This window comes from Dyella sp. 2RAB6 (genome assembly GCF_052115385.1).
Classification (GTDB): domain Bacteria; phylum Pseudomonadota; class Gammaproteobacteria; order Xanthomonadales; family Rhodanobacteraceae; genus Dyella_D.
The window spans coordinates 81,721-104,910 of the sequence record NZ_JBFRGP010000002.1 but is presented as its reverse complement, the minus strand read 5'-3'; the positions used below and the strand labels follow the sequence as shown (position 1 = coordinate 104,910).

The following is a 23,190-nucleotide window of genomic DNA, read 5'->3' as shown; positions in this document are numbered from 1 at the left end:
TTGGGGTTCGCCGCGCTCACCCCAACCTACGCGTTGATGCATCGAGGACGCACGATGAGCAAGCCCAAGCACCCCGCCACCGCGGTCACCTCCAGCGCCGACCTCATCCGCGTCCACGGTGCGCGCGTCAACAATCTCAAGGACATCAGCGTCGACATCCCCAAGCGCCGGCTCACCGTGTTCACCGGCGTATCCGGTTCGGGCAAGAGCTCGCTGGCGTTCGGCACCATCGCCGCCGAATCGCAACGGCTGATCAACGAAACCTACAGCGCCTTCGTGCAGGGCTTCATGCCGACCCTGGCGCGGCCGGACGTCGACGTGCTGGAAGGCCTGACCACGGCGATCGTGATCGACCAGGAGCGCATGGGTGCGGACCCGCGCTCCACCGTCGGCACCGCTACCGATGCCAACGCGATGCTGCGCATCCTGTTCAGCCGCCTGGGCAAGCCGCAGCTGGGCCCACCCAGCGCGTTCGCCTTCAATGTGCCGTCGGTGAAGGCGTCCGGCGCGATCACCATCGAACGCGGCGCCAAGACCAGGACGGTGAAGGAAACCTTCAACCGCACCGGCGGCATGTGCCCGCGCTGCGAAGGCCGCGGTGCGGTCACCGACTTCGACCTGGCGCAGATGTATGACGACAGCAAATCGCTCAACCAGGGCGCGCTGAAGATTCCCGGCTACAGCATGGACGGCTGGTTCGGCCGCATCTTCAGCGGCTGCGGCTTCTTCGACCCGGACAAGCCGATCGGCAAGTTCAGCAAGAAGGAACTGCACGACCTGCTCCACAAGGAGCCGACCAAGATCAAGGTCGACGGCATCAACCTCACCTACGAAGGGCTGATCCCGAAGATCCAGAAATCGATGCTGGCCAAGGACGTCGACGCGATGCAGCCGCACGTGCGCGCCTTCGTCGAGCGCGTGATCACCTTCAGCACCTGCCCCGACTGCAAGGGCACGCGCCTGAGCGAAGGCGCGCGTGCCTCGAAGATCGGCAAGCTCAATATCGCCGACGCCTGCGCGCTGCAGATCAGCGACCTCGCCAGCTGGGTGCGCGGACTGAAAGAACCCTCGGTCGCGCCACTGCTGGCCAAGCTGCTGCACACCCTGGATTCGTTCGTGGAGATCGGCCTGGGCTATCTCTCGCTGGAACGCCCCGCCGGCACCCTGTCCGGCGGCGAGGCGCAGCGCACCAAGATGATCCGCCACCTCGGCTCCGCGCTCACCGATGTCACCTATGTGTTCGACGAGCCGACCATCGGCCTGCACCCGCACGATATCCAGCGCATGAACGAACTGCTGCTGCAGCTGCGCGACAAGGGCAATACGGTGCTGGTGGTGGAGCACAAGCCGGAGGCGATCGCGATCGCCGACCATGTGATCGACCTCGGTCCGGGCGCCGGTGCGGCGGGTGGCCAGGTGGTCTTCGAAGGCAGCGTCGAGGCACTGCGCGCCAGCGGCACGCTTACCGGCAGGCACCTGGACGATCGCGCGGCACTGAAGTCGTCGATGCGCAAGCCCACCGGCAGCTTGAAAGTGCGCGGCGCGAAGACGCACAACCTGAAGAACGTCAACGTCGATATTCCGCTTGGCGTACTGGTGGTGCTCACCGGCGTGGCCGGTTCGGGCAAGAGTTCGCTGATCCACGGCTCGGTGGCCAAGCAGGACGGCGTGGTGGCGATCGACCAGACGCCGATCCGCGGCTCGCGCCGCAGCAATCCGGCGACCTACACCGGCATGCTCGATGCGATCCGCAACGCCTTCGCCAAAGCCAACCAGGTCAAGCCCGCCCTGTTCAGTGCCAACTCCGAAGGCGCCTGCCCCAGTTGCAATGGCGCCGGCGTGGTCTATACGGATCTGGCGATGATGGCCGGCGTCGCCAGCGTATGCGAGGAATGCGAAGGCAAGCGCTTCCAGGCCGCGGTGCTGAAGTACAAGTTCGGCGGCAAGGACATCAGCCAGGTGCTGGCGATGCCGGTGGACGAGGCGTTGGCGTTCTTCGGCGCCGCCAAGAGCAGCGTGCCGGCGGCGCGCGCCATCCTCGAACGGCTCGCCGACGTGGGCCTGGGCTATCTCGGCCTCGGCCAGCCGCTCACCACGCTCTCCGGCGGCGAGCGGCAGCGACTGAAGCTGGCCACGCAGATGGGCGAGCAAGGCGCCATCTACGTGCTGGACGAGCCGACCAGCGGCCTGCATCTGGCCGACGTCGAACAATTGCTCGGCCTGCTCGACCGGCTGGTCGATGCCGGCAAGTCGGTGCTGGTGATCGAGCACCACCAGGCGGTGATGGCGCATGCGGACTGGATCGTCGACCTGGGCCCGGGTGCCGGCCACGAAGGCGGACGCATCGTGTTCGAAGGCACGCCCGCGCAACTGGTCGCCGCGCGTTCGACGCTGACCGGCGAGCATCTGGCGGCTTATGTCGGTGCAGCGGCGAAGTCGAAACCCGCCGCGCGGCGGCGTGCCGCTTCCTGAGGCACACGCTTAGAAACGCTCGCTATTTAGAGCAGCGCCCGCGGACGCTGGTCCGGCGGCGGCACCGGATCGATCACCGGCGCCGGCAGGTCCGGATCGGTGACCGGTGGCGCGGGCGGCTCCGGCAAGGGTGGAATCTCCGGCGCATCGGGCGGTGGCGGCGCGCTCGGCGGCGGGCCCGGTGGCTTCACCGGATCAGGCGTCGGCGCCGGTACTTCGCCCGGCGCCGCGCCGACGGCCCTTGAACAGGCCGAGGGCGCGTATCGCGTGGTTGCCGCGCGACGGGACGCTTGGATACCGGTGTCGTGCATAGCCAGCAAAAATTTCATGCAGGAAGTCCCGCCGCGCCGGCTTCAGGTCAATGCGCCGCGGTGCTGGCCGGGGCCGGCGACCGGGTCGGCGACGAAGCGTTGGATGCCGGCGGCAGCGTGGAGCTGGTCGGCGACATGGCGGGCGGCGGCGGGGATACCGGCGTGCTGGCGGCCGTGGCCGGCGTGGATGCGCCCGGTTGCGCGGCCTGGTCGTTGTCGTTGTGGCCGGAGCAGCCGGCCGTGGCCAGCAGGGCGATGCCTAGAGCGGTGGTCGCGTATGCACTGAAGCGTTTCATGGGTTGCCTCTTGTCGTCGTGGAACGGATCGGTTTGCGCGCCGCGACGGTCTGCGCTGTGTTCGCGCGGAGTCGCGGGCTGCCGCGATTTGTTGGCTGGAGTGTTGTCGCGTTCGCGATGGGTGGGGTTGCATGTTGCGTATCCGCCGTTAAAAGCGATGCGTGCGGGGGGTCAACAGACTCTTCCACAGCACGGGGGGCGTTCATGTTTTTGGCTGTAGCCGGTTGTTGTTATTTTGGTGGCGGACGGAGTCAGCTTTGCTCGTTGTTGCGGCGTGGGCCGCTACTGCTCGTCATTCCGGCGTAGGCCGCAATCCAGTTTTGGTCGCGCTCGGTCGTGGCGCTGTCGCGACCGGGCCGTTTACGCAGCGGGCGTTTCGGACGCCTGCCGGCGCCCGAGTCACTTTTCTTTGCTGGGGCGGTTTCAATCGGTCGACGCACCCGTCCCTCATGACAAGGTGTCTTGATATGAGCGGTCTCCGTTGGGTCGCGCTTATTCGCGCGACCCAACGAATGATCGTTTACCAGCTTATGCGGAACCCGACCCGCACGCTGTACGAATTGCTGTCGCCATCGTGCTGCAAGCTGGTCTGTGCCAGCGCTTCGCCGTAGAGCTGATAGCGCCCGTCCTTCCACGCCAGAGAGCCGCCTACGCCCAGCCCGCCCCACAGCGGCGCATCCCTGCTGTCAACGCTGAGATCCGCCACGCCCGCCCTGGTCTTGTGCAGAACGTCGTAGTAGAGGTTGGCGATACCGTAGACATGCGCGCGACTGGCGCCGCCGGCATCGCTGCGCCAGCTGTGCTCATGGTCCACCGCCAGGCCCGCCCGTCCCACCAGGCTGCCGCCGTCGCGGCTGCGCACGGAGGCGCCGTAGGCATCGGTGAAGCGATTGAAGTCCACCGATGCATAGGTCAGCTGCCCCTGCGGAATCAGCGACCAGCGCTCGCTGAGCGCGAACTTCTGGCCGACTTCGACACCCGCGTTGTAGCCCGAACCCTTGTTGCCGTTGACCAGCTCCCGGCCCAGCGTGCGCGAAGTCAGGTCGGTGTCGTAGCGGTTCCACTGCGCCTGCGCATCGACGTACAAACCGCCGCGGCCGTACCAGGTGAGCGTGCCGCCGATGCCGTAGGCCGTGCTCTCGATCCGGCCCAGGCCATAGAACGAGGACACGTTGGAGTTGACCTTGCCATATTGCAGCGTAGCGCCGGCGATCAGCACGCCGGCCTCGCTCTCGCGCACCAGGCCATCGATGCCGGCCTGCAACCGCCGCGTGCTGGCATCGTAGTGCGTGCCGGTGGTGGAGGTCTGCGGCGCCAGGTCGGCATGGTCGCCATACACCCGCACCCAGGTGGCGGTGTTGCGCGCGTTCTCCGCACCCGTGCTGCGCGCGGACGTGTCGCTGGCCAGGTCCTGGCCGCCGATGCGCTGCTGCAAGGTGCCCGCATCGTTGAGGCGACGCAGCACGCCCGCATAAGCCTCGTAGATCGGCACGCTGGGGGCGTAGAGCGGGGGCGGAACGGTCGGAGGCGGGTTGGTCGGAGGCGTCGGCTGGGTCGAGTCCGAACGCAGATACCAGCCGCCATCGTTGGGCGTGCTGACGCCGCCCTTGTACAGCCGGTAGGCATAAGCGCCGGCGACCGCCGCCTGCTGACCCTGGAACACGTAGTCACCGATCAGATCGAAGTTGCCGTTGGAAGCGCCCCGCACGTCAACCAGTTTGATGCCTTCGACGGTCTGCGCGCCCAGTCCGCCCACGTTGACCACTTTGACGTGCGTGGTGCCGGAGGTATCGCCCATCACCATCAGGCGATCCGAAGGCGAGCTGTCGCCACCGAGCGTCGTCTCCATCTGCAGGCTGCCGCCCTGGCCGATGTAGTTGCCTGCGATCGTCAGCGTACCGATGGAATTGCCTGGCGCCACAGTGCCTGCATTGGTCACGTTGCCGAAGATGGTGCCGGTACCGCCGAGTGTACCGGCGGCATTGACCGTGACCGGACTGGTGATCGAGCCATTGATTGCCAGGCGGCCAGCATCGATGGTGGTGGCGCCGGTGTAGGTGTGCGCGCTGCTGAAGATGGTCGTGCCGGTGCCGGCCTGCGTCACCGCGCCGTTGCCGGAAATGGTGCCGGCGAAGCTGAGGCTGTCCGAGCGGTTGAACACCAGCGTGCCGCTGTTGGCGACATTGCCGGCGAGGTCGCCGTGGGTACCGCCGTTACCTAACTGGAGCTTGCCGCCGCTGATCGCGGTGCCACCCTGGTAGGCATTGTCATTGGCCAGCAGCAACGTGCCATCGCCGGCCTTGGTCAGGCTGCCGACGCCGGTCACGGTGTCATTGAGCGTCAGCGTCGTGCCCGCATCGGTGAGCAGCGTGCCCGCGCCGTTCAACAGCACGGCGCGTGTGCTGGCGATGTTGGCGGTGGTGTGCAAGGTGCCGCCCGAGATACCGAGGCCGCCCGCGGCCGCGCCGAGATTGGCATCGCTCGCGACGCGCAATTCGCCGCCGTTGATGAGCGTGCCGCCGGCATAGGTATTGGTGCCGGTCAGCACCAACGTGCCGTCGCCGCTCTTGGACAGGCTGCCGGCGCCGCTGATGACGCCCCCCAGATTCAACGTGGTGCCGGCATCGGTCAGGAAACCGCCGGTGCCGTTCAAGGCCACCGTGCGCGCCGAGGTGATATCCGCACTGGTGTTGAGCGTGCCGCCGGCGAAGCTCAGTCCGCCCGCGGCATCGCCGAGATTGGCATCGCTGCCCACGCGCAAGGTGCCCGCCGTGATCGCGGTGCCGCCCGTGTAAGTGTTGGCGCCGGTGAGCGTCGTGATCCCGCTGCCCACCTGGCTGACGGAGCCGCTGCCACTGATGAGGTTGCCGAAGGTGAACGCATCGCTGCGGTTGAACGCCAGCGTGCCGTCGTTCGTCACGTCGCCGATAAAGCTGCCGGTGGTTCCGCCATTGCCGACCTGCAGCGTGCCCTGCTGGATGTTCCAGGGTGTGGCGGTGGTGCCGGTACCGGTGAGGGTCCAGGTGCTTGTGCCGGTCTTCTGGAAGGCATCGAAGCCCTGGTATTGCGCAGTGGGGTCGATCGAGGAAACGTCGAAGGCCGCATCGGTGGCACCGCCGAGCCGCAGGATATCGTTCGTGCCCGTGCTGGCGACAACGTTGCCGAAGATGGTGGAGCCGGCGCGCAACTCCAAGCTGAGGGAGGCGGTACTGGGCGTCATGACGATGGCATTGGCTCCAGTACCGGCCTGGATGACGCCGCTGTTGACGAGGACAATGTTTCCCCTGCCGGCGATGGCCTCCCTGCCCGTACCACCGACGATGGTGCCCTCGTTGGTGATCGATCCGGAGCCGACAGTGGAAATACCATTGCCGCCTGTCGCACCGCCCAGCGACTCTCCACCCTTGATCAACCCATAGTTCGTCAGCGTCACGTCGGCGGTAGGTCCACCGTACTGCACGCCAACGCCACCCGTGGACGCCTGGGATGTGCCGCCCGCGATCGTGCCGTAGTTAGTCAGGATGGTGCTGCGCGACATCGTCACGCCGCTGCCGCCACTGTTCGCGCCGGTACTTGCGCCACCGGTAAGTACACCGGTGGCGGTGTTGACGAATGTCGCCAAGGTCAGCAATGCGCCGCTGCCTCCGCGACCGCCGGCACTGCGGCCCGCACCACCCGTAATCTGGGCGTTGTTGATAGCTGACGAGGGTAACGTCGTGCTGTTGAGCGCAAAGCCCTGGCCGCCGCCGAAGCCGGTATCCGCACCACCCAGCAGATTACCGGCGAGGGTTATCGGCGCACTCGTCCCGAAAAAGCTGTTGGTGCCGGCGTTTGACGTGCCCGTAAGCGTGAAACCCAGGGTATCGATCGTCATTGGCTTGGTCGGCGATGGCAAGGCGGTGCTCGTAGTCCGCGTGATGCTGCTGCCGAGGGTGATGGTGGCGCTCGCATCAGGATCCGCGTTCGCCGCATTGATGGCAGCGATCAGCTGCGCCTCGGTGGTCACGCTGTAATTGGCGGCCCTTGCATGGCCGGGCAAGGCACAGGCCATGGCGATGGCCAAACTGGTATACGCGAGTACCTCGCCTCTGCGGGCAACGCGCGAATGGGCGGCCTTGCCTTTCCTTCTCATGCTCATCAGTACTTCCTCGTGAGTGACTTTCATATCGATGGCAATACGGGGCCATCCGATGGGGGGCAATCCATCAGCAACAAATGTGCGAAGCAGCGACGCTGGGCTCGACAGCGCCACGTTTCGCCACTAACGCAAGGTGTAACGGCAGCTCATGAGGAAAATGGAACGAACTCAGCCTCGACGCGTGGGGGGACCATCGCGGCCGGCTAATAGATCAATGGATCTGGGATCAATGGATCTGGCTGCAGCGAACCATCGTCTGACATCGCAGGACGATGCATGCGATTCGGCAGCGATGGGCGTCACACTATTTTCCGTAACGGGACGATTGATGGCCTCGAGCACGCGCGAACTCGCTCATGGCGAAGCGTCGCGCGCCTAAAGTATCGGCTCGGTCATGACGATGGCCCCCTGTAAATGGAAGATGGCGACCGCCGTGGACTTCCCGTCAACGAGCGCGCCGCCTGTCCTCATCGGACTTTAGCGGCAGACGTGAGCGCGCTCAATCGCGACCGGCGTCACTTGTTGCTTCGCAACGCCGACTGATAGCTTACAAGTTTGCCCCTGGCGTCGACCGGCGCGTCCTGCCCTCGCAGCGGCGCCGATCGAAGGGCGTGACATCCACACGGCATCATGGTGTGGCTGACGAAGAGCATGGGCGCAAGTCTAACTACCCATGCAACTCAGCGCCCGCCGCGCGCACCTTCCCCCTTGCGCCCAGCATCATCTCCTCCAGCCAATGCACCAGCACCGAACCATAAGCCTCCCGCGAAGCCTCATCGCCAAGACTATGGTCCGCACCACGAATCACGCGATACGTAAGCGAATGCGTCCGCGCACAAGCCTTGCGATAACTGGCCAGCACCGGCGCCGGCACGATCTCATCGTGCTCGGACTCGACGATCAACACATCGCCGGTAAAACGCGAACACGCGCGCAACGCGTGATTATCCGCGGCGCCAATCAATTCCCGGCGATACTCCGCCAACCCCTGCACGCGAGCCAGCAACCGCTTGGGCACCGCCCAGTCTTCGTCGCGGTAGATCGCCGGCGCACGCAACCCAAGCCAGCGCACCGGTCGACGCTCGGTCAGGAGCGCGGCTAAATAGCCGCCATAGCTGCTGCCCACCACCGCGATCGAATCGTGCTCGACCAGAGGATGCGCAGCGAGAAAGTCATACGCAGCCAGCATGTCGTGCAGGTTCTCCTCGCGCGAAACGGTGTCGCGCTGGCTGGCGGTGGCCACGTGGCCGGTCAGGTCGAAGGTCAGGCAGACGCAACCCAGGGCGGCGACCTTGTGCGCGTTCGCGCGGTACTGGCGCTGGCTTCCGCCCCAGCCGTGCACCATCAGCACCGCAGGCATGCGCGGTGCTGGCGAAATCAGCGTCCCTGCCAGTTCGCGCCCGCGCATCCTGAGGTGAATGACGTCATCACGTACCGGCACTGCGCTTGGTCCTCACGTACTTGATGAGAAAGCCGGCCTCGGCGTCCTCGCCGTAGTAGACGATCTTGGCGTCCGGCGGCACCGGCTCGCGCGGGTCATAGCTTTCGCGGGTAGCGGCCCACACGGTGCGGCGCGCAGGATAGGCCTGCAGCGCCGCCACTGCCTCCACCTCGGCCGCGCTGGCGCCGCCGATGCGCCAGGACTGCTCCAGCACGCCCGAATACCAGTGGCCGCCGGCATCGCGCCCTTGCGCCACGTCGTAGTTGGCGCGCGAGGCATAGGTGCCGGGAAAGCACTGCTGCGCCTGGTCGTGATAGCAGCGCGCCTGTTCCACCGCCAGGCGCTGGTCGCCGCTGAGCGGCAGCGAGCGCAGTGCTTCGAGGCTGCCTGGCGCGCATAGCAGGTCGGTGCCGCCGTAGACCCACAGGCCGTCGTGATTGCGGGTGAGCCGCTGGCGGCCGACATAGCTGGCGTGAACGCCGTCGAGCTGCATCTGCCCCACGCTGACCGTGGCCACGTCCTGCAGGTTGCGCTCCACCACGAAACCACCGTCCAGCCATGGCCCGGGCCCCGCGGCTTCGATCAGCGGCTCCAGCTCCTCCGCTGTGCTGACGACGTGCTGGCCGAGGCCGCCGGCCTCCCACGGCGACTTGATGCGCACGCTGCCTTCGCGCAATAGCTGCGCCGCCGCCGTACGCAGATCGCTCGGCGTGAACACCGAATAGCCGGGCAGCACCACATCGGCAACGCGTTCGGCGAAGTGTTCCGACCAGCCCGGTGGTGCCGCGCTTTCCGGATGCACCAGGCCGTGCGTGATCAGCTTGGTGCCGACGAAATCCTCGTTCACCACGCCGCCGAACAGGTCCGCTGGACCGGCGATGCCGAAGCGCCGCGCCTCGCGCAGGTTCAAGGTGCGATACGGCACCACGTAGCGCTCGCCGTGCGGACGGCGCTCGGTGTCGCGGCCGATGCCGCCATAACTCATGCCAAGCAGGCCGGCCAGCCGCTCGGCCACCCACAGGTGGGAGGCCAGTTCGTGCCCACCGGGCGCCTGGCCCATGGGCGCGTAGACCAGCACGCGTCTTGCATCGCGGGATCGCGGGGAGCTCTCAGCCATGGACACGGGTTCCTCCGGCGCAGGGAGCAGCGGGCGCGAAAAGATAGGTTCGCCCACCGCTGCAGTGTTCTCGCCGCGGCGCGCAAGGCATGTGAATGCGAACGGCTGCGCAGTGAAACTGCAAGCACGCATCGGGTCCACTCAGGCAACGCGCTCCGAACAGCATCGCGACGTGCATGAATCATGCGAGCACACGAGCGCGCGCAAGACAGTAATAAAGCGCGATAAATGGTGTTCGTTACGAATGAACGCCGCACCAGAACTGCTGCATGCACGCGCCCGTCACGCTGCGATGACCCTGCGTGCCGCTACATTCGGGACACCTCGATCCTGCAGGCGAACACGCTGCGCATGTCCACCATCCTGGTCATCGAAGACGAGCCCGAGATCCTGGAAGTCACCAGCGTCCTGCTGAGCTCCTCCGGCTATCGGGTGGTGCATGCGCGCAATGCGGAAGAAGGTTTCCGCGTGGCACTCTCGCGCGACGACATCGACGTCGTCTTCACCGACGTGAACCTGGGCAACGGCTTGAGCGGCACCGCGCTGGTCGACAAGCTGCGTGAACAAGGTTCGCGCGCGGCGATGGTGGTGGTCTCCGGCGACATGGATCCGTTCACCGGATGGTCGCATCCGCATGCGACCTTCCTGCCCAAGCCCTATGGGCGGCGGCAATTGCTGTCGGCGATCGACGAGGCGCGAGCGCGCGTCGCCAGCGAGCCACCCCGCTGGCGCAGCGAAGCGTTGTGAGCTCAGGCGGGCGGCAGCGCCATGGAAACCGCCGCCGCAGCCACGCAAATCGTGGCGAGCCAGCTCGCTCTAATCGTCGTCCTTCGGCGCCTTCGCAGGCACGAACGGCGATACCGGATCGCTGGCCGGGAAAGTCTCCTCCAGCGACTGGTCCTGGTTCTCGCTCTCCTTGCGCTTGCGCGCTTCGCGCTCGGCTTCGGTCTCGCGTTCCCGCTCCGGTGAATCCAGCGGGTGTCTGCTGTCTTTGCGGTCGCGGTCATTCATGGCGGGGTTCCTCGCTCAGGCATCTGCAGGATGCAGCCGGGCATGTAAAGCGGGCATGCAAGCGAAAACGGTGCGGCGTGAACATGCCGGCGCATGTTCAGAACGGTGAACAGCCCTGGCACGGCGTTTGTATGCGTGGAGGTGAACCGCCCACGCCATGAGGAGAAATCCATGAAAACATCAAAGCAAGAAGGCGTACCCGCGGATGACGACGAACTCCTCGAAACGATCTTCGAACGACTGGCCGGCGATTCGGATGTCGACGCCAGCGAGATCGAAGTGAGCGTGCGCGAAGGCTGCGTCGTACTGTCCGGCCTGGTGCCATCGCATCAGGCGCGGCGCGATGCGGAAGCGATCGCGGTCAGCGTACGCGGCGTGCGCGAGGTGGAGAATCGCCTGAAGGTGGAAGACCGCGGCACCCAGCCGTTCTGAGCGGGCCGCGTCCCAAGCGGCCGACCGCATGGCCGCCTCATATGACCAGCCAGCGCAGGCCCAGCCGCTGCAACGAGCGCACCACGCCGGGCGCATCGAATGGCGCGAGCGGTGTGGCGCGGGCGCCGGGCGACGGCCAGATCGAAGCCATCAGCCGTCCGTCCACGCTTTCCACCGCGAAGGCGGGATAAGCCGGCAGCGGCAACGCCACGCGTTCGCGGCAAGTATCGGCATGCATGATGAGAAAGGCGATGTCCCTGGCGTGCACCACGCCCCAGGCGACCATATCGTGCAGGCTCTGCACGTACACCATCGGGTTGCGCAAACCGGTGCCGCGCAGCTTTTCCGCCGCACGTTCCACTTCGCCATGTACGTCGGGCACCAGCACGATCACGGGAAGTTCGGACATCGTACTTGCGACCTCCTGCACACGATCGACGACGAAGATATCGATCAATGCGCAGCAAGCCACGTGCCAGCGCAGCGTGCTGTATCGGCATGTCCACATGAATTAGACGATGCATGCACCCGAGCCCATGCACTATCGATGGCGCGTGGAGCACAACGCTTCCACCGCACATGCACGATGCCCAGGCCGCGCATACGCGCGACACGCCGGCTCACACACGCTTGAGAACTTCATGACATCCATTGCACCCATGATCCTGCTGGTCGACGACGATCCCGGATGCCTCCAGGCGACCACCGCGCACGCGAAACTCAAGGGTTGCAAAGTCGTCGCCGCCGCCAGCTTCGCTGCCGCCTGCGACGCAGCCACGGCGCATATCTACGATCTGGCCCTGGTCGATATTTCGCTGCCTGACGGCAACGGCCTCGATCTGCTCGAACGCATTGCGCTGTCGCGCCACGGCCAGGCCATCGTGATCACCGGCTATCCCAGCGTGGACAGCGCCATCCGCGCAGTGCGGCTGCCCGCGGCGGATTACCTGGTCAAGCCGATCCGCGGCGAGCAGCTCGAGGCCTTGCTGGATCACGCACGGGCCAGCGCCGCGCTGCGCCACGCCGCCGATGGTGTCGAGCAGACGCGCTGCGGCGCGCTGATCGGCCATAGCCACGCGATGCGCGCGGTGTTCGAGAAGATCGCGCGCGTCGCGCCGATGGACATCACGGTGCTGATCCATGGCGAGAGCGGCACCGGCAAGGAACTGGCGGCGCGGGCCGTGCACGAGCTGAGCGGGCGCAAGGGCCGCTTCGTCGCGGTCAACTGCGGTGCGGTGGCACCGGAGCTGCTGCCCAGCGAGATGTTCGGCCACGAACGGGGCAGCTTTACCGGCGCCGTGCGCGATCACGCCGGCTATTTCGAGCAGGCCGCGGGAGGCACGCTGTTCCTGGATGAATTCACCGAGATGCCGCTGGCGCTGCAGACGCATCTGCTGCGCGTGCTGGAGGAACGGCGCGTCACCCGCGTGGGCTCGCAGCAAAGCCAGCCGGTGGACGTGCGCGTGGTGGCCGCCTGCAATCGCGCGCCGGCCGAGGCGGTCGACCAGGGCCTGTTGCGCCAGGATCTGTATTACCGCCTGATGGATTTCCCGATTCGCATGCCACCGCTGCGCGAGCATCCGGACGACATCCCGTATGTCGCCGCGCATCTGCTGCAAGGCCTCAACGAGCGCTATGGCAGCGCCAAGCCGTTCTCCGCCGACGCCATGATGCGGCTGCAGGCGCACCACTGGCCCGGCAATGTGCGCGAGCTGCGCCACGTGATCCAGCGCGCCTTCGTGCTGGCCGAGGAAACCATCGAGATACCGGCTTCGCTGGAGGCGATGGAAGCGCCGCTGCGCGACCGGACCCGCTTCGACGTGCACGTGGGCATGTCGCTGGAAGAACTGGAGAAGCGTGCCCTGCTCGGCACGCTGGAGTACTTCAACCACGACAAGGCCCGCACCGCCGACGTGCTGGGTATCAGCCTTAAGACCATCTATAACAAGCTCGCGCGCTACGCGTCGAACGACGAGCTTGCGCAGAAGCAATGAGCGGCGCGCCAGCTCATGGCCAGTACCCGCACCTTCCACAATGAACAACGCTTCAATGGCGCATCGATACGCCATGGGCGCTTCTTCATGGCCAGTGCCGGCCGGTCGACCAGACCCACCGATCGGCGTGTAATTTCTTCCTTCGCTTGCATTTACTACCAGCAACGCGCAGCTATCCACGCGACTGCGCGTCGCCACGGCGCCAACCGCGCACGGCCGAACCATGGCCGAACCATGGCACGGATGTTGCGACACCTGACGCGGCGGTGTTGCCGCCGCCTCGGCATGGCGTGATGGTTCACAGCACGCCCAGCAGGAGCAGCACGATCACGATGATCAGCAGCACGCCGAGTCCGCCACTGGGCCCATAACCCCAGGCACGACTATGAGGCCAGGCCGGCACGGCACCGATCAGCAGCAGAACGAGCACGATCAAGAGGATCATCGACAACGACATGGCGCTTCTCCTGTCTTCGGTGACACCTTGAACGCAGCAGCAACCGTGCCACGCGCCAGCGCTGGCCACCGTTCGTTCATCCACCCCTCAATGGAGACTATCCATGACTGCCACCAACCAACACGACGTCACGGTTCTCAACGAACTGATCGCCACCACGCTGGACAGCGCCGACGGCTATGCCGAAGCTTCGAAGGACGCCAAGAGCTCGCAACTGGCCAGCCTGTTCCGCGATCGCGCAGCCGAGCGCGAACAAGTGGTGGGCAAGCTGCAGCAACGCGTGGCTTTCCTGGGCGGCAAGCCGGAAGACAGCGGTACGGTGCTGGCTTCGGCGCACCGCGTGTTCACCAATCTGCGCAATAGCCTGAGCAAGAACGATGGCGCGGTGATCGACGAAGTCGAGCGCGGCGAGGACCACATCAAGCACAAGTTCGAGCGCGCACTGGACGATGGCGAGGTCACCATGGATACCAAGGCGATCATCGCCGATGCGAATATCTCGGTGCGCAGCGGGCATGACCAGATGAGCAGGATGAAGCATATGCTGCATTCCTGACCCGCAAGGCACGGCGTAGGTTGGGGTGAGCGCAGCGAACCCCAACGTGGTGATCGCAACGTGAGGCACGTTGGGGTTCGCCTTCGGCTCACCCCAACCTACGTCGACAGCGGGCTCGTATCGATACCCTCGATACCCTGCTCGATCCGATCGAAACCCTCCCACGGATCCCTGCGCTGCCGCTTCAAGCGCTGCACCGCCGTGTGGATATCGAAGGCGTCGCCTCCCTTGAGCTTCCCCAGTTCGTCCCAGCGCACCGGCATCGCCACCGGCGCGCCCTTGCGCGCGCGCAGCGAGTATGAAGCGACGCTGGTCGCCCCTCGCGCATTGCGCAGGTAGTCCACGAAGATCAAACCTTCGCGCTGGCTCTTGCTGGCCTGGGCGATGAATTCGTCCGGCCAACCGCGCGCGAGCGCATCGGCGAGGGCATGTGCGAAGTCCTTCACCGGCGTCCATGTGCAGGCCGGGCGCAGCGGCACCACCACGTGCAGGCCCTTGCCGCCGGTGGTGCGCAGGAAGGACTGCAGACCCACCTGCCCCAGCAGCTTGCGCACCAGGCGTGCCGCGGCGGCGACACGTGGCCATTTCACGTCGGATGCGGGATCGAGATCGAACACCATGAGGTCGGCGCGATCCGGATCGCTGGCCAGCGCACCCCAGGGATGGAATTCGACCGTACCGAACTGCACCAGCTCCAGCACCGCTTCCGCGTCATCGAGGCACAGATAGATGGCGCTGTCGCCGCCCCGCTCTGTCAGCTTCGCGCCACGCACGTGGTGCAGGCCCTTCATCATGTGCTTCTGGAAGAAGCAGTCGCCTGCTGCCCCCTCGGGGCAGCGCAGGACCGACACCGGCCGGGCCGCGACACCGGGAAGGAAGGCCTTCATCACAGCCTGGTAGTAGTCGGCGACGTCCTGCTTGGTGACGCCGAGGTCGGCGTAGATCACGCGCCCGGGATGGGTGATGGTCACCATGGCTGGCTCCTTCGCGGATGAAGCGCTGCGCTTGCCGCCGCCGTTTACGAAGGCTCGGCGCGTGATCGCGGGGTAGTGACTAGCCCCAACCAGCCAGCCGCGATGTCAGGGCCGTTGGGGTTCGCCCTTGGCTCACCCCAACCTACACCAAGTGCTGCGCGGATGCGCTTCAGAAACGCAGGCGAAGGAACAAGGAAGGCCCGTTCACCTTCATATCCAGCTGGTCGTCGTAGGCATTGTGACGCTGCTTGATCTTGATCTTGGTGTAGCCGTACTCCGCGCCGACACCGACGTTCTTCCAGGGGAACCATTCCAGGCCGACCGCCCCGTTGTAGATATGGCCGCCGAGCTTGCCGCCATTCTTCTTGACGCCTGACGCGTCGACATACACGCGGATCTGCTCGTTCACCGCATAGCGCCAGCCCAGTTGCAGCATCGGCGCCCAGGCGTTGTCGTCACTCTTCGCGGTGGCCTGCACGCTCTGACCGAGCGCGCTTGCCTCGCCGCTCAGGCGCGTGCTCACACCGTAGTAGGCCGCACCGACGCCCACGCCGAACACGCCGTTGCCGCTGCCGAACCACCAGTGGTAGGCCGCGCTGCCGAAGTCGAAGTTCAACTTGCCGCTGACCTTGGCCGAGGCGCCATAGGTGACGCCGCGGTAGTCCACCGCGCGGGCGATGTAGCGCGTTTCTTCGCGGTTGATCGTGTAGTAGTCGAAGGAGAAGCCCTGGTGCTCGCCCAGCAAGACATCGACGCGTGCGCGCGGACTCAGCTTGTGATCGGGAAAGCCCAGATCGTCTTCCAGATTGATATGGCCGCGAACCAGGTTGTTGCGATCGTTGGCACTGATCCTGGTGTCGGTGTTGGCGTAGAAGCCACCCAGCCACACGCTCACATTATCCAGCGCGGGCGATTGCTGCGCGGCGACGGCCGTGCTTCCGATGGCGAGCAGTATGGCCGTCGAAAGCTTGGCGGCGATGCGGACATTCGATCGCCGGTTGTGTTCGTTCATGCGTGGACTCCTCATATCGATGTGCGCTGGAAATCTAGTCAGCGCACGGTCGACAGCGTGTTGGTCGACCGTGAAGAGCACAACGACATCTTGCGGTCGCCTTAATGGATGAGTGTTTCATCCATGCACGCTCACTGAGTTTCCACTGCGCGAGATTCATTTCATGCAACAGATCGTTTATTGCTGCGCGCGAGCGGCTTGAAGCTTGCGTGCGCAATGAATGCCAACGCTTCTGCGATTTATGTGCGTGGATGCGAATCAAGTCATCGGACCATGTTCGGCTCTTCTTACCCGACAACACGCCGCAGCAATACGTCTCGCACGATGCGCATGTCGATGTCGATGTCGAGAACGATCAGAAGACACGCGCGCCATTTGACTCGATGCCTTTGGCGTCATTGATCAAGCGCCGATTATCCGAACGCGTGCGCAAGCCACCCGATTTCTTTATGCGATGCGTTTTGCGCAGCCTGATTGCGGCGAGATATTCGGCCGCACTTCCGAGATATTTTCCATGGGTGAAATAACGATGATTATGAAGTGAAATGCGAATAATCGTTACGAAACGGACTAATGCATAAATCATCGCTCTTCACAAAGATCATTATCGACCAGCCGCTGAATTCACGCGCATTTGGCGAACCCTTGATCAATACTTTGACGCAGTTCACATTTTGCTACTTGTAGCTTCCTTTTCGGAAGCGCAAACCACAACACAGCGCCACGAGGTGGTGCTGGTTGAAAGTAGATGCTTCCTTACGGCATCTTCTTAAAATTCACAGTTTGCAAATGGAGGGGACGCATATGCGGCATCTGCCGACTTACGGTTTCAAAGCGCTCGCAGCGATCGCGCTGCTCGCGGGAATGGCGGTCTGCGGATCTGCCATGGCAGCCAACCAGAATGGCCTGGGTCAAGCCTGGCCTAATGCGCAGGATGTGAGTTCGAGTCCGCGCTGGCACGTATACGTATTCGAACGCAACGGCATTCGCTACGTGCAGATCAACGACCTCAACGGCAACGTGCGCGCCGCCTTCGCCGCACAAAGCGGCAGCTTCCTGGTCCTGCCGATCGGCACCGACGCCTCGCGCGTCGCCACGCCACAAGACCCACAACCCGCCCCCGCCAATACACAGGGCGAGATCGTCTACCAGGACAACGACGTCAAGGTCCAGATCACGCCGCAGGCCAACAGCGTGATGACCATGCAGGCCGTCGATGCAGCCTGCAATGATCCGGTGGAGTGCAGCTCGCGCGTGAACTGACGCGCTTGTTTCGATACGGCATCAAAGGCGCGGGCGAGATCACCCGCGCCTTTTTCTGTGCTGATTCAAACAGCGCGCTTTAGCGTCGTGCAACGAGAGCGAGGGCAACGCCCGATGCTCCGCGTGCTTTTGACGTTGCTTTTGATCTTCGGGTCCCCTTGGCGCCGGCGGTGAGGGGTGGGCAAGCAAGAGAAAGTAAGTCGGCCCGCGGCAGCGGGGCGAAACACTCGCCGAAGGCGAGACACCCTCGCGTCAGCGCAACAATCAGGCGATACCACTCCTGGATGACTCGCTTCGCTCACCCCTTCGGGGCCGCCCTGCGAGCGTTCTTCGCGCTACGCGCGCGTCCGGCCTACGCCGGAATGACGAGCGATGGCGGATTCCAGCCTACGCCGGAATGACGGAGGGTGGGCCGAGCCCCGCCCCCTCCCCCAGAGGGAAGAGACAGCAGTGCGATGGACTCGCAAGCACCACAAAGAAGAACAAAGAAGCGAAGCGTCGACGCCCCCCCCCGGGGCGAAGCCCACCCACCACAGACGCCAAACTCAGGGAATCGACACCCTCGTCGCATCCGTCCGATTCACCCGCAACGCATCGTGCAGCAGGATCGTCACCCGCAAGCCCAGCGGATTCTCCCGCACATGCGCATCGCCGCCGTAAATCTGCGCGCGCTCGCGGATCGTCTCGATCCCCTGCCCGCCGGTTCCGAGCAGCGACATCGCCTTCTTCCACTGGTCCTGCGCCAGGCGCATGCCGCCGTCGGTCGCCGACGCGCGATGGCAATCCATGCGCATCACCACCCAGCGCGCACCCTGGCTATGGCCACCGCGGATCACCAGATCCACATGGCGGGTCGGCTGGCGGCTCAGCGCATACACCAGCGACTCGCCGGCGAGGCGATAAAGCGTCATGTGCACGTCGGAGGCCAGATGCTCCAGATCCTGGCCGACCAGCTCGCATTCGTAAGTGGCGCCGATCGCCGCCGCGGCCATCGCCACCGGACCGTCGCGCAGCTGCCCCGTCGACGTTTCGCCCTGCTCACGCCACACGCGCGGATACAGCGCATTGGTGAGGCGATGCATCTCGTGCTGGGCCAGTGCGGCCTGGCGCGAATAGGCGCGCTCCTCGTTGGCGGGGATGCGATCGCGCAGGTGATCGAGCAGGCGATTCTGCATGTCGCGCATGGACTGGCGTACCTGCTCCAGCGCTTCCGCCGCGTGCTTCATGCGCAGCTCTTCCTGGTACAGGCCCTGCTGCGCGAGCAGCAGGCCGTATTCGCGGTCGATGCGTTCGCGCTGCGTGTTGACTTCGCCGTTTACCGTATGGGCCAGGCGCGTGCCGAGCATCAGCAAGGTGGAGATGGCGAAGGCGATGATCGCCTGGGCCTGGATCACCGACGGATCGCGCACGATGGTAGAAGTGAGCGCCACCGCGCAGCTGGCCGCAGCTCCGCCGAAGGCCGCGCCGCGCCAGCCGTGGCGCATGGTGAGCCAGGCCACCGGCACGAACATCGCGATGCGGCACACCTGCATGGCATCCGCGTTCTCGCTGGCGTAGCCGATGCCGGCCAGTGCGGTCAGCGGGAGCAGCAGGCTCATCGCGCTATCGCGCAGCAGCCCGGTGCGGCGCAGCGTCGCCCAGGCCGCGGCCGGACGCGTACCGGCCAGCCAGCCGCGCACCGCCAGTGCCAGCGGGGCCAGGGTCAGCGCACCCAGGTAATTGCCGAGGAAATAGCCGAATACGATACGTGCCGTGATGGCCGGCGCAGGCTGTCCTGCGGGCAGATGCACCGAGGCCAGTGCGGCGACGTTGCCCGCCGCGGTCAGCACGGCGCAGGCCAGGGCGGCGATCAACACCGCGGGGATATCGACGCGTCCATCCGCCTGCATGACGGTCATGCGCCGGCGGAACCAGGCCATGAATGGTGCGCACAGCGCCATCGGCGGGAACGCGGCGAAACTCGCCCAGGCCCAACCGAACATCCCGTGGCTGAGCCAGGCCTGATAGGCGACCGGCATCGCCTCGCCCAGTACCAGGGCGGGCCAGTAACGCATGGGCACCAGCAGCAGTGCGGCAAGACGCAGGCTGGCCGGCAGGTTCCAGTTGGATACCGAAACACTGCGCAGCAAGACGTAGGCGGCGGCATAGCCGACGGCCACCAGCAGGTGGCGCCACCATACGAACCGGATCGATTCCTCCTGCATAGCCTCCCTCCCCGTCGTCGCCATCGTCCTCCGACCGTTGTCGTCGGCCGCCTGTGCTTAATCGCTGGATCGTCAGCCCTGCATCGGTCGCCTCCCCGGCGTCCTGCTTTCCGACGGCAAGGGCATCAAGCTGCAATGATCGAACGAAAAAGCCTGCGGGTTACGTCGCCGGACCGGTAACAAAGAAGCAAGTCTTGAAATGTGTGATGCGCTTCACGCTCGATTCGTGGCGTGAGCTGGGCGAGAGATCGGGCCCAAGAAGAATCCACCGCGTCCGGACACCTATTTTGCCACGCTCCAAGGGCTGGCGTCAGTGTGCATCCGTTATCTGTCCTGCGGATGACGTAAGAAAAAAGCGTGCCATGGCGGACGGCTAGACCATTGGTCATAGGAATAATTCCTGGCCGGCCCCGCCCGTCGTGAAAGGACGTCTATCCGCATGGGCGGACGCAAGCTCCCGGAAAGACTAAGGGCCAAATTTCGGACGTTTCGCCGTGAATTCATACGTGGGGGCGCAGGAAACACGGACGACGCATTCCGGCCATGACAACGGCCTATTATCGCGATGGTGGACCTGTGGCCAAAACCGACCTTGTGCGGCACTCCGCCGCAGCTTCGCGGAGGGTGCGGGCCGGGCGCTCAGGCTTTGCGATGCAGCCAGGCGGCGAAATCGATCGGGTGCGAATCGACATGGGGGCCGGCGGGAGCCGGCACGAAGCGGTGGCGCCGGGCGCCGGCGGCCGCATCGGTGAACAGGGTGAATTCACGCGGCTGCACCGTCACCACGTCCCCGACCGCCAGGGCATGCGCGGCGACCTCGGCGGCGTTCCATTCGGCATCCAGCACCAGCCCCTCGCCATGCATGGACAGCCGCGCCCGGGCCACGGGGCCGGCCAGATCCAGGTACTGCAGCCGCCCGGCCCATCCGGCCAGGCCGCGGGGAGCCAGCGCCAGATGTTCCGGACGCAGCCAGGCCTCGACTTCGCGGCCGGCCAGTTCGGCGGGCAGTTCGCCCTGGAAAACATGCCCGCCCAGATGCAGGCGATCGCGCTCGACGTGTCCGCGGATGCGATTGGCGCGGCCGACGAAACCGTGCACGAATGGCGTGGCGGGTTCGCGATAGATCTCGCCCGGCGCGCCGACCTGTTCGATGCGTCCGCGGTTCATCACCACCACGCGGTCGGCCAGTTCCAGCGCCTCGTCCTGGTCGTGCGTGACCAGCACCGTGGTAAGGCCGAGCGAACGCTGCAGTTCGCGCAACCACACGCGCAGCGAACCGCGCACCTGGGCGTCGAGCGCGCCGAACGGCTCGTCGAGCAGCAGCAGCGAAGGCTCCACTGCCAGCGCGCGCGCCAGCGCCACGCGCTGGCGCTGGCCGCCGGAGAGCTGCGCCGGATAGCGGCGGCCCAGTTCCTCCAGTTGCACGCGCCGCAGCAGATCCTCCACGCGCGCAGCGATGTCGCGCCGCGAAGGACGACGCGCACGCGGACGCACGCGCAGGCCGAAGGCGATGTTGTCGGCCACGGTCATGTGCGGGAACAGCGCGTAGTGCTGGAACACCAGGCCGATGCCGCGGTGCTGCGCCGGCAGGGCCAGCAGGTCGGTGCCGTCGCGCAGTACGTCGCCGCGATCCGGATCGTCCAGGCCGGCGAGGATGCGCAGCAAGCTGCTCTTGCCGGAACCGGACGGCCCCAGCAGCGCGACGAATTCACCTTCGGCGATATCGAGCGAGAAATCGTCGAGCGCGGCGAAGGCGCCGTAGCGTCGGGTCAGTTGGCGGATCGAGAGGCTCATGCGGAAGGCTCGGGACGTCGTAGGGAATGCGCGAGTTCGCCGCCGTGGCGCCACTCCATCAGCCATTTGGCCAGCAGGGTGACCAGGCCCAGGCAAGCCAGCAGCGAGGCCAGCGCAAAGGACGAGGCGATCGCGCTGTCGCTGCCACCGTTGTAGACCTGGTCCACCTGCAGCGGCAGCGTATTGGTAAGGCCCGGCAGGTGCCCGGATACCACCGACACCGCACCGAACTCGCCCATGCTGCGCGCGGTGCATAGCAGCACGCCGTACAGCAGGGCCCAGCGGATCCTGGGCAGGGTGACGCGGAAGAAGATCTGCCAGCCGCCTGCGCCGAGCGTGCGCGCCGCCAGTTCCTCGTCGCTGCCCTGCGCCTGCATCAGCGGGATCAGCTCGCGCGCGACGAACGGAAACGCCACGAACACCGTGGCCAGCACCAGGCCGGGCCAGGCGAAGATCATGCGCAGGCCGTGCGCCTCCAGCCAGCCGCCGAACCAGCCGTGCACGCCATACACCAGCACGCAGACCAGGCCGGCAACCACCGGCGACACCGAGAACGGCAGGTCGATCAGGGCCGCCAGCAGCGCCTTGCCGCGGAACTGGTGATGGGTCAGCAACCAGGCGGCAGCGAGGCCGAACACGGTGTTCGCCGGCACGGCGATGGTCGCGACGGTCAGGGTCAGCCGCACCGCGGCAAGCGCATCCGGGTCCGTCACGGCAGCGGCGAACACCGCCCAGCCCTTGGCGAACGCCTCGGCGAACACTGCCAGCAGCGGCAACACCAGCAGGCCGCCGACGCACAGCAAGGCCAGTGCGATCAGCACGCCGTGGCGCCAGCGCCCGCTGCGCGAGCGGCTGGCGGGAGAGTTGGTGACATGGGCAGCCACGGCGACCATCAGGACACCCCGCTCCAGCGCCGGCTCCAGCGCTGCAGCCCGTTCACCGCCAGCAGCACCAGCAGCGACACCGCGAGCATCACTGCACCCAGCAGCGCCGCCGGCGCGGTGTCGTCGCCGGCATCGATCTTCTGCACGATCAGCAGCGGCACGATTTCGGTGCGCATCGGCAGGTTGCCGGAGATGTAGATGACCGAGCCGTACTCGCCTACCGCGCGCGCCAGCGCCAGCGCGAAGCCGGTCAGCAAGGTCGGCGCGAGCAGCGGCAGCAGCACGCGGCGGAAGCTTTGCCAGGGCGAGGCGCCGAGTGTGAGCGCCGCCTCTTCCACTTCGCGCTCCAGGCTTTCGATCACCGGCTGCAAGGTGCGCACCACGAACGGCAGGCCGACGAACACCATGGCCAGCAGCACGCCCAGGCGCGTATAGGCCACCTGCACGCCGAGCGGCTGCAGCAGGTGCCCGATCCAGCCGTTCGGCGCATACAGCGCGGTGAGTGCGATGCCGGCCACGGCAGTGGGCAGCGCGAACGGCAGGTCGATCAGCGCATCGCAGACGCGGCGCAGCGGGAAGCGGTAACGCACCAGCACCCAGGCCAGCAGCAGGCCGAGCAGCAGGTCGATCGCGGCGGCGACCAGCGCGCCGCCGAAACTCAGTTGCAAGGCCAGCAGCACGCGGCGCGTGCCCAGGTGCGACCACCATGCGGAGGGCCCCAGGCTGGCCGCCTTCCAGGCCAGCGCCGTCAGCGGCAGCAGCACGATCCCGCCCAGCCAGGCCAGCGTGATGCCCAGGCTGAGGCCGAATCCTGGCAAGGCGCAGCGGGCCATG

Annotated in this window: 22 protein-coding genes; 7 read left to right on the top strand and 15 right to left on the bottom strand. The window is 65.9% G+C overall.

All coding sequences use genetic code 11. The features are described 5' to 3' along the window. Positions 1–54: 54 nt before the first annotated feature. Positions 55–2,472, top strand: coding sequence for an ATP-binding cassette domain-containing protein (locus AB4083_RS04515; RefSeq protein WP_441606560.1), 2,418 nt, complete (start codon positions 55–57; stop codon positions 2,470–2,472). A 26-nt stretch (positions 2,473–2,498) separates the two neighbouring features. Here the strand turns inward: AB4083_RS04515 and AB4083_RS04510 are convergent, their stop codons facing one another. From AB4083_RS04510 to AB4083_RS04500, 3 genes are all read right to left on the bottom strand, one after another. Beyond that, positions 2,499–2,801: a hypothetical protein gene (locus AB4083_RS04510; protein ID WP_441606559.1), complete on the bottom strand. Its 303-nt coding sequence runs from the start codon at positions 2,799–2,801 to the stop codon at positions 2,499–2,501. A 29-nt stretch (positions 2,802–2,830) separates the two neighbouring features. After that, positions 2,831–3,079, bottom strand: a complete 249-nt coding sequence (locus AB4083_RS04505) for a hypothetical protein (RefSeq protein ID WP_441606558.1) — start codon at positions 3,077–3,079, stop codon at positions 2,831–2,833. A gap of 520 nt (positions 3,080–3,599) precedes the next feature. Beyond that, complete coding sequence (locus AB4083_RS04500) at positions 3,600–6,617, bottom strand: autotransporter outer membrane beta-barrel domain-containing protein (RefSeq protein WP_441606557.1); 3,018 nt, start codon at positions 6,615–6,617, stop codon at positions 3,600–3,602. Here AB4083_RS04500 and AB4083_RS04495 point away from each other — a divergent pair. Further along, on the top strand, positions 6,601–7,092 hold the full coding sequence (locus AB4083_RS04495; RefSeq protein ID WP_441606556.1) for a hypothetical protein: 492 nt from the start codon (positions 6,601–6,603) through the stop codon (positions 7,090–7,092). The two genes, AB4083_RS04500 and AB4083_RS04495, sit on opposite strands and share 17 nt — an antisense overlap. A gap of 792 nt (positions 7,093–7,884) precedes the next feature. On the opposite strand, the gene AB4083_RS04490 is transcribed toward AB4083_RS04495, so the two are convergent. Both AB4083_RS04490 and AB4083_RS04485 read right to left on the bottom strand, forming a co-directional pair. Continuing rightward, entirely contained in the window at positions 7,885–8,658 is a 774-nt protein-coding gene (locus AB4083_RS04490) for an alpha/beta hydrolase family protein (RefSeq protein ID WP_441606555.1), read from the bottom strand. Next, the gene (locus AB4083_RS04485) at positions 8,645–9,775 is read right to left on the bottom strand and encodes a DUF3182 family protein (RefSeq protein WP_441606554.1); all 1,131 of its coding nucleotides are present in this window, start codon (positions 9,773–9,775) and stop codon (positions 8,645–8,647) included. The genes AB4083_RS04490 and AB4083_RS04485 overlap by 14 nt, the downstream gene beginning before the upstream one ends. Positions 9,776–10,126: 351 nt before the next feature. Here AB4083_RS04485 and AB4083_RS04480 point away from each other — a divergent pair, with 351 nt between their 5' ends. Further along, positions 10,127–10,522, top strand: a complete 396-nt coding sequence (locus AB4083_RS04480; protein WP_441606553.1) for a response regulator — start codon at positions 10,127–10,129, stop codon at positions 10,520–10,522. A 69-nt stretch (positions 10,523–10,591) separates the two neighbouring features. On the opposite strand, the gene AB4083_RS04475 is transcribed toward AB4083_RS04480, so the two are convergent. Continuing rightward, complete coding sequence (locus AB4083_RS04475) at positions 10,592–10,786, bottom strand: hypothetical protein (protein WP_441606552.1); 195 nt, start codon at positions 10,784–10,786, stop codon at positions 10,592–10,594. Between the two features lie 171 nt (positions 10,787–10,957). Between AB4083_RS04475 and AB4083_RS04470 the strand changes: the two genes are divergently transcribed. Then, positions 10,958–11,218 (top strand): BON domain-containing protein, encoded by a 261-nt coding sequence (locus AB4083_RS04470; RefSeq protein ID WP_441606551.1) that lies wholly within the window; start codon positions 10,958–10,960, stop codon positions 11,216–11,218. 37 nt (positions 11,219–11,255) lie between these two features. On the opposite strand, the gene AB4083_RS04465 is transcribed toward AB4083_RS04470, so the two are convergent. Further along, on the bottom strand, positions 11,256–11,627 hold the full coding sequence (locus tag AB4083_RS04465) for a hypothetical protein (RefSeq protein WP_441606550.1): 372 nt from the start codon (positions 11,625–11,627) through the stop codon (positions 11,256–11,258). Positions 11,628–11,859: 232 nt separating this feature from the next. Here AB4083_RS04465 and AB4083_RS04460 point away from each other — a divergent pair, with 232 nt between their 5' ends. After that, positions 11,860–13,212, top strand: a complete 1,353-nt coding sequence (locus AB4083_RS04460; RefSeq protein WP_441606549.1) for a sigma-54-dependent transcriptional regulator — start codon at positions 11,860–11,862, stop codon at positions 13,210–13,212. Positions 13,213–13,510: 298 nt separating this feature from the next. Here AB4083_RS04460 and AB4083_RS04455 read toward each other — a convergent pair whose 3' ends face one another. Beyond that, on the bottom strand, positions 13,511–13,669 hold the full coding sequence (locus AB4083_RS04455) for a DUF3309 family protein (protein WP_441606548.1): 159 nt from the start codon (positions 13,667–13,669) through the stop codon (positions 13,511–13,513). A 103-nt stretch (positions 13,670–13,772) separates the two neighbouring features. Between AB4083_RS04455 and AB4083_RS04450 the strand changes: the two genes are divergently transcribed. Then, positions 13,773–14,225 carry a ferritin-like domain-containing protein gene (locus AB4083_RS04450; protein ID WP_441606547.1) on the top strand — a complete coding sequence of 151 codons (453 nt, stop codon included), beginning with the start codon at positions 13,773–13,775 and terminating at the stop codon, positions 14,223–14,225. Between the two features lie 98 nt (positions 14,226–14,323). Here the strand turns inward: AB4083_RS04450 and ligD are convergent, their stop codons facing one another. From ligD to AB4083_RS04435, 3 genes are all read right to left on the bottom strand, one after another. Next, on the bottom strand, positions 14,324–15,199 hold the full coding sequence (gene ligD, locus AB4083_RS04445) for a non-homologous end-joining DNA ligase (protein ID WP_441606546.1): 876 nt from the start codon (positions 15,197–15,199) through the stop codon (positions 14,324–14,326). A gap of 169 nt (positions 15,200–15,368) precedes the next feature. Further along, a complete protein-coding gene (locus tag AB4083_RS04440; RefSeq protein WP_441606545.1) occupies positions 15,369–16,211 on the bottom strand; it encodes an outer membrane beta-barrel protein in 843 nt (280 codons plus the stop codon). Positions 16,212–16,566: 355 nt separating this feature from the next. After that, complete coding sequence (locus tag AB4083_RS04435) at positions 16,567–16,797, bottom strand: hypothetical protein (protein ID WP_441606544.1); 231 nt, start codon at positions 16,795–16,797, stop codon at positions 16,567–16,569. Between the two features lie 299 nt (positions 16,798–17,096). Between AB4083_RS04435 and AB4083_RS04430 the strand changes: the two genes are divergently transcribed. Beyond that, entirely contained in the window at positions 17,097–17,474 is a 378-nt protein-coding gene (locus tag AB4083_RS04430) for a hypothetical protein (protein ID WP_441606543.1), read from the top strand. A gap of 545 nt (positions 17,475–18,019) precedes the next feature. Here AB4083_RS04430 and AB4083_RS04425 read toward each other — a convergent pair. The 4 genes from AB4083_RS04425 to cysT all read right to left on the bottom strand — a co-directional run bounded on the left by AB4083_RS04425 (position 18,020) and on the right by cysT (position 23,189). Then, positions 18,020–19,678, bottom strand: a complete 1,659-nt coding sequence (locus AB4083_RS04425) for an MASE1 domain-containing protein (protein WP_441606542.1) — start codon at positions 19,676–19,678, stop codon at positions 18,020–18,022. 639 nt (positions 19,679–20,317) lie between these two features. Further along, a complete protein-coding gene (locus AB4083_RS04420) occupies positions 20,318–21,472 on the bottom strand; it encodes a sulfate/molybdate ABC transporter ATP-binding protein (protein ID WP_441606541.1) in 1,155 nt (384 codons plus the stop codon). Further along, positions 21,469–22,365 carry a sulfate ABC transporter permease subunit CysW gene (cysW, locus tag AB4083_RS04415; RefSeq protein ID WP_441606540.1) on the bottom strand — a complete coding sequence of 299 codons (897 nt, stop codon included), beginning with the start codon at positions 22,363–22,365 and terminating at the stop codon, positions 21,469–21,471. Before cysW ends, AB4083_RS04420 begins: the two co-directional genes overlap by 4 nt. Continuing rightward, positions 22,365–23,189: a sulfate ABC transporter permease subunit CysT gene (gene cysT, locus AB4083_RS04410; RefSeq protein ID WP_441606539.1), complete on the bottom strand. Its 825-nt coding sequence runs from the start codon at positions 23,187–23,189 to the stop codon at positions 22,365–22,367. The genes cysW and cysT overlap by 1 nt, the downstream gene beginning before the upstream one ends. Position 23,190: the final 1 nt, after the last annotated feature.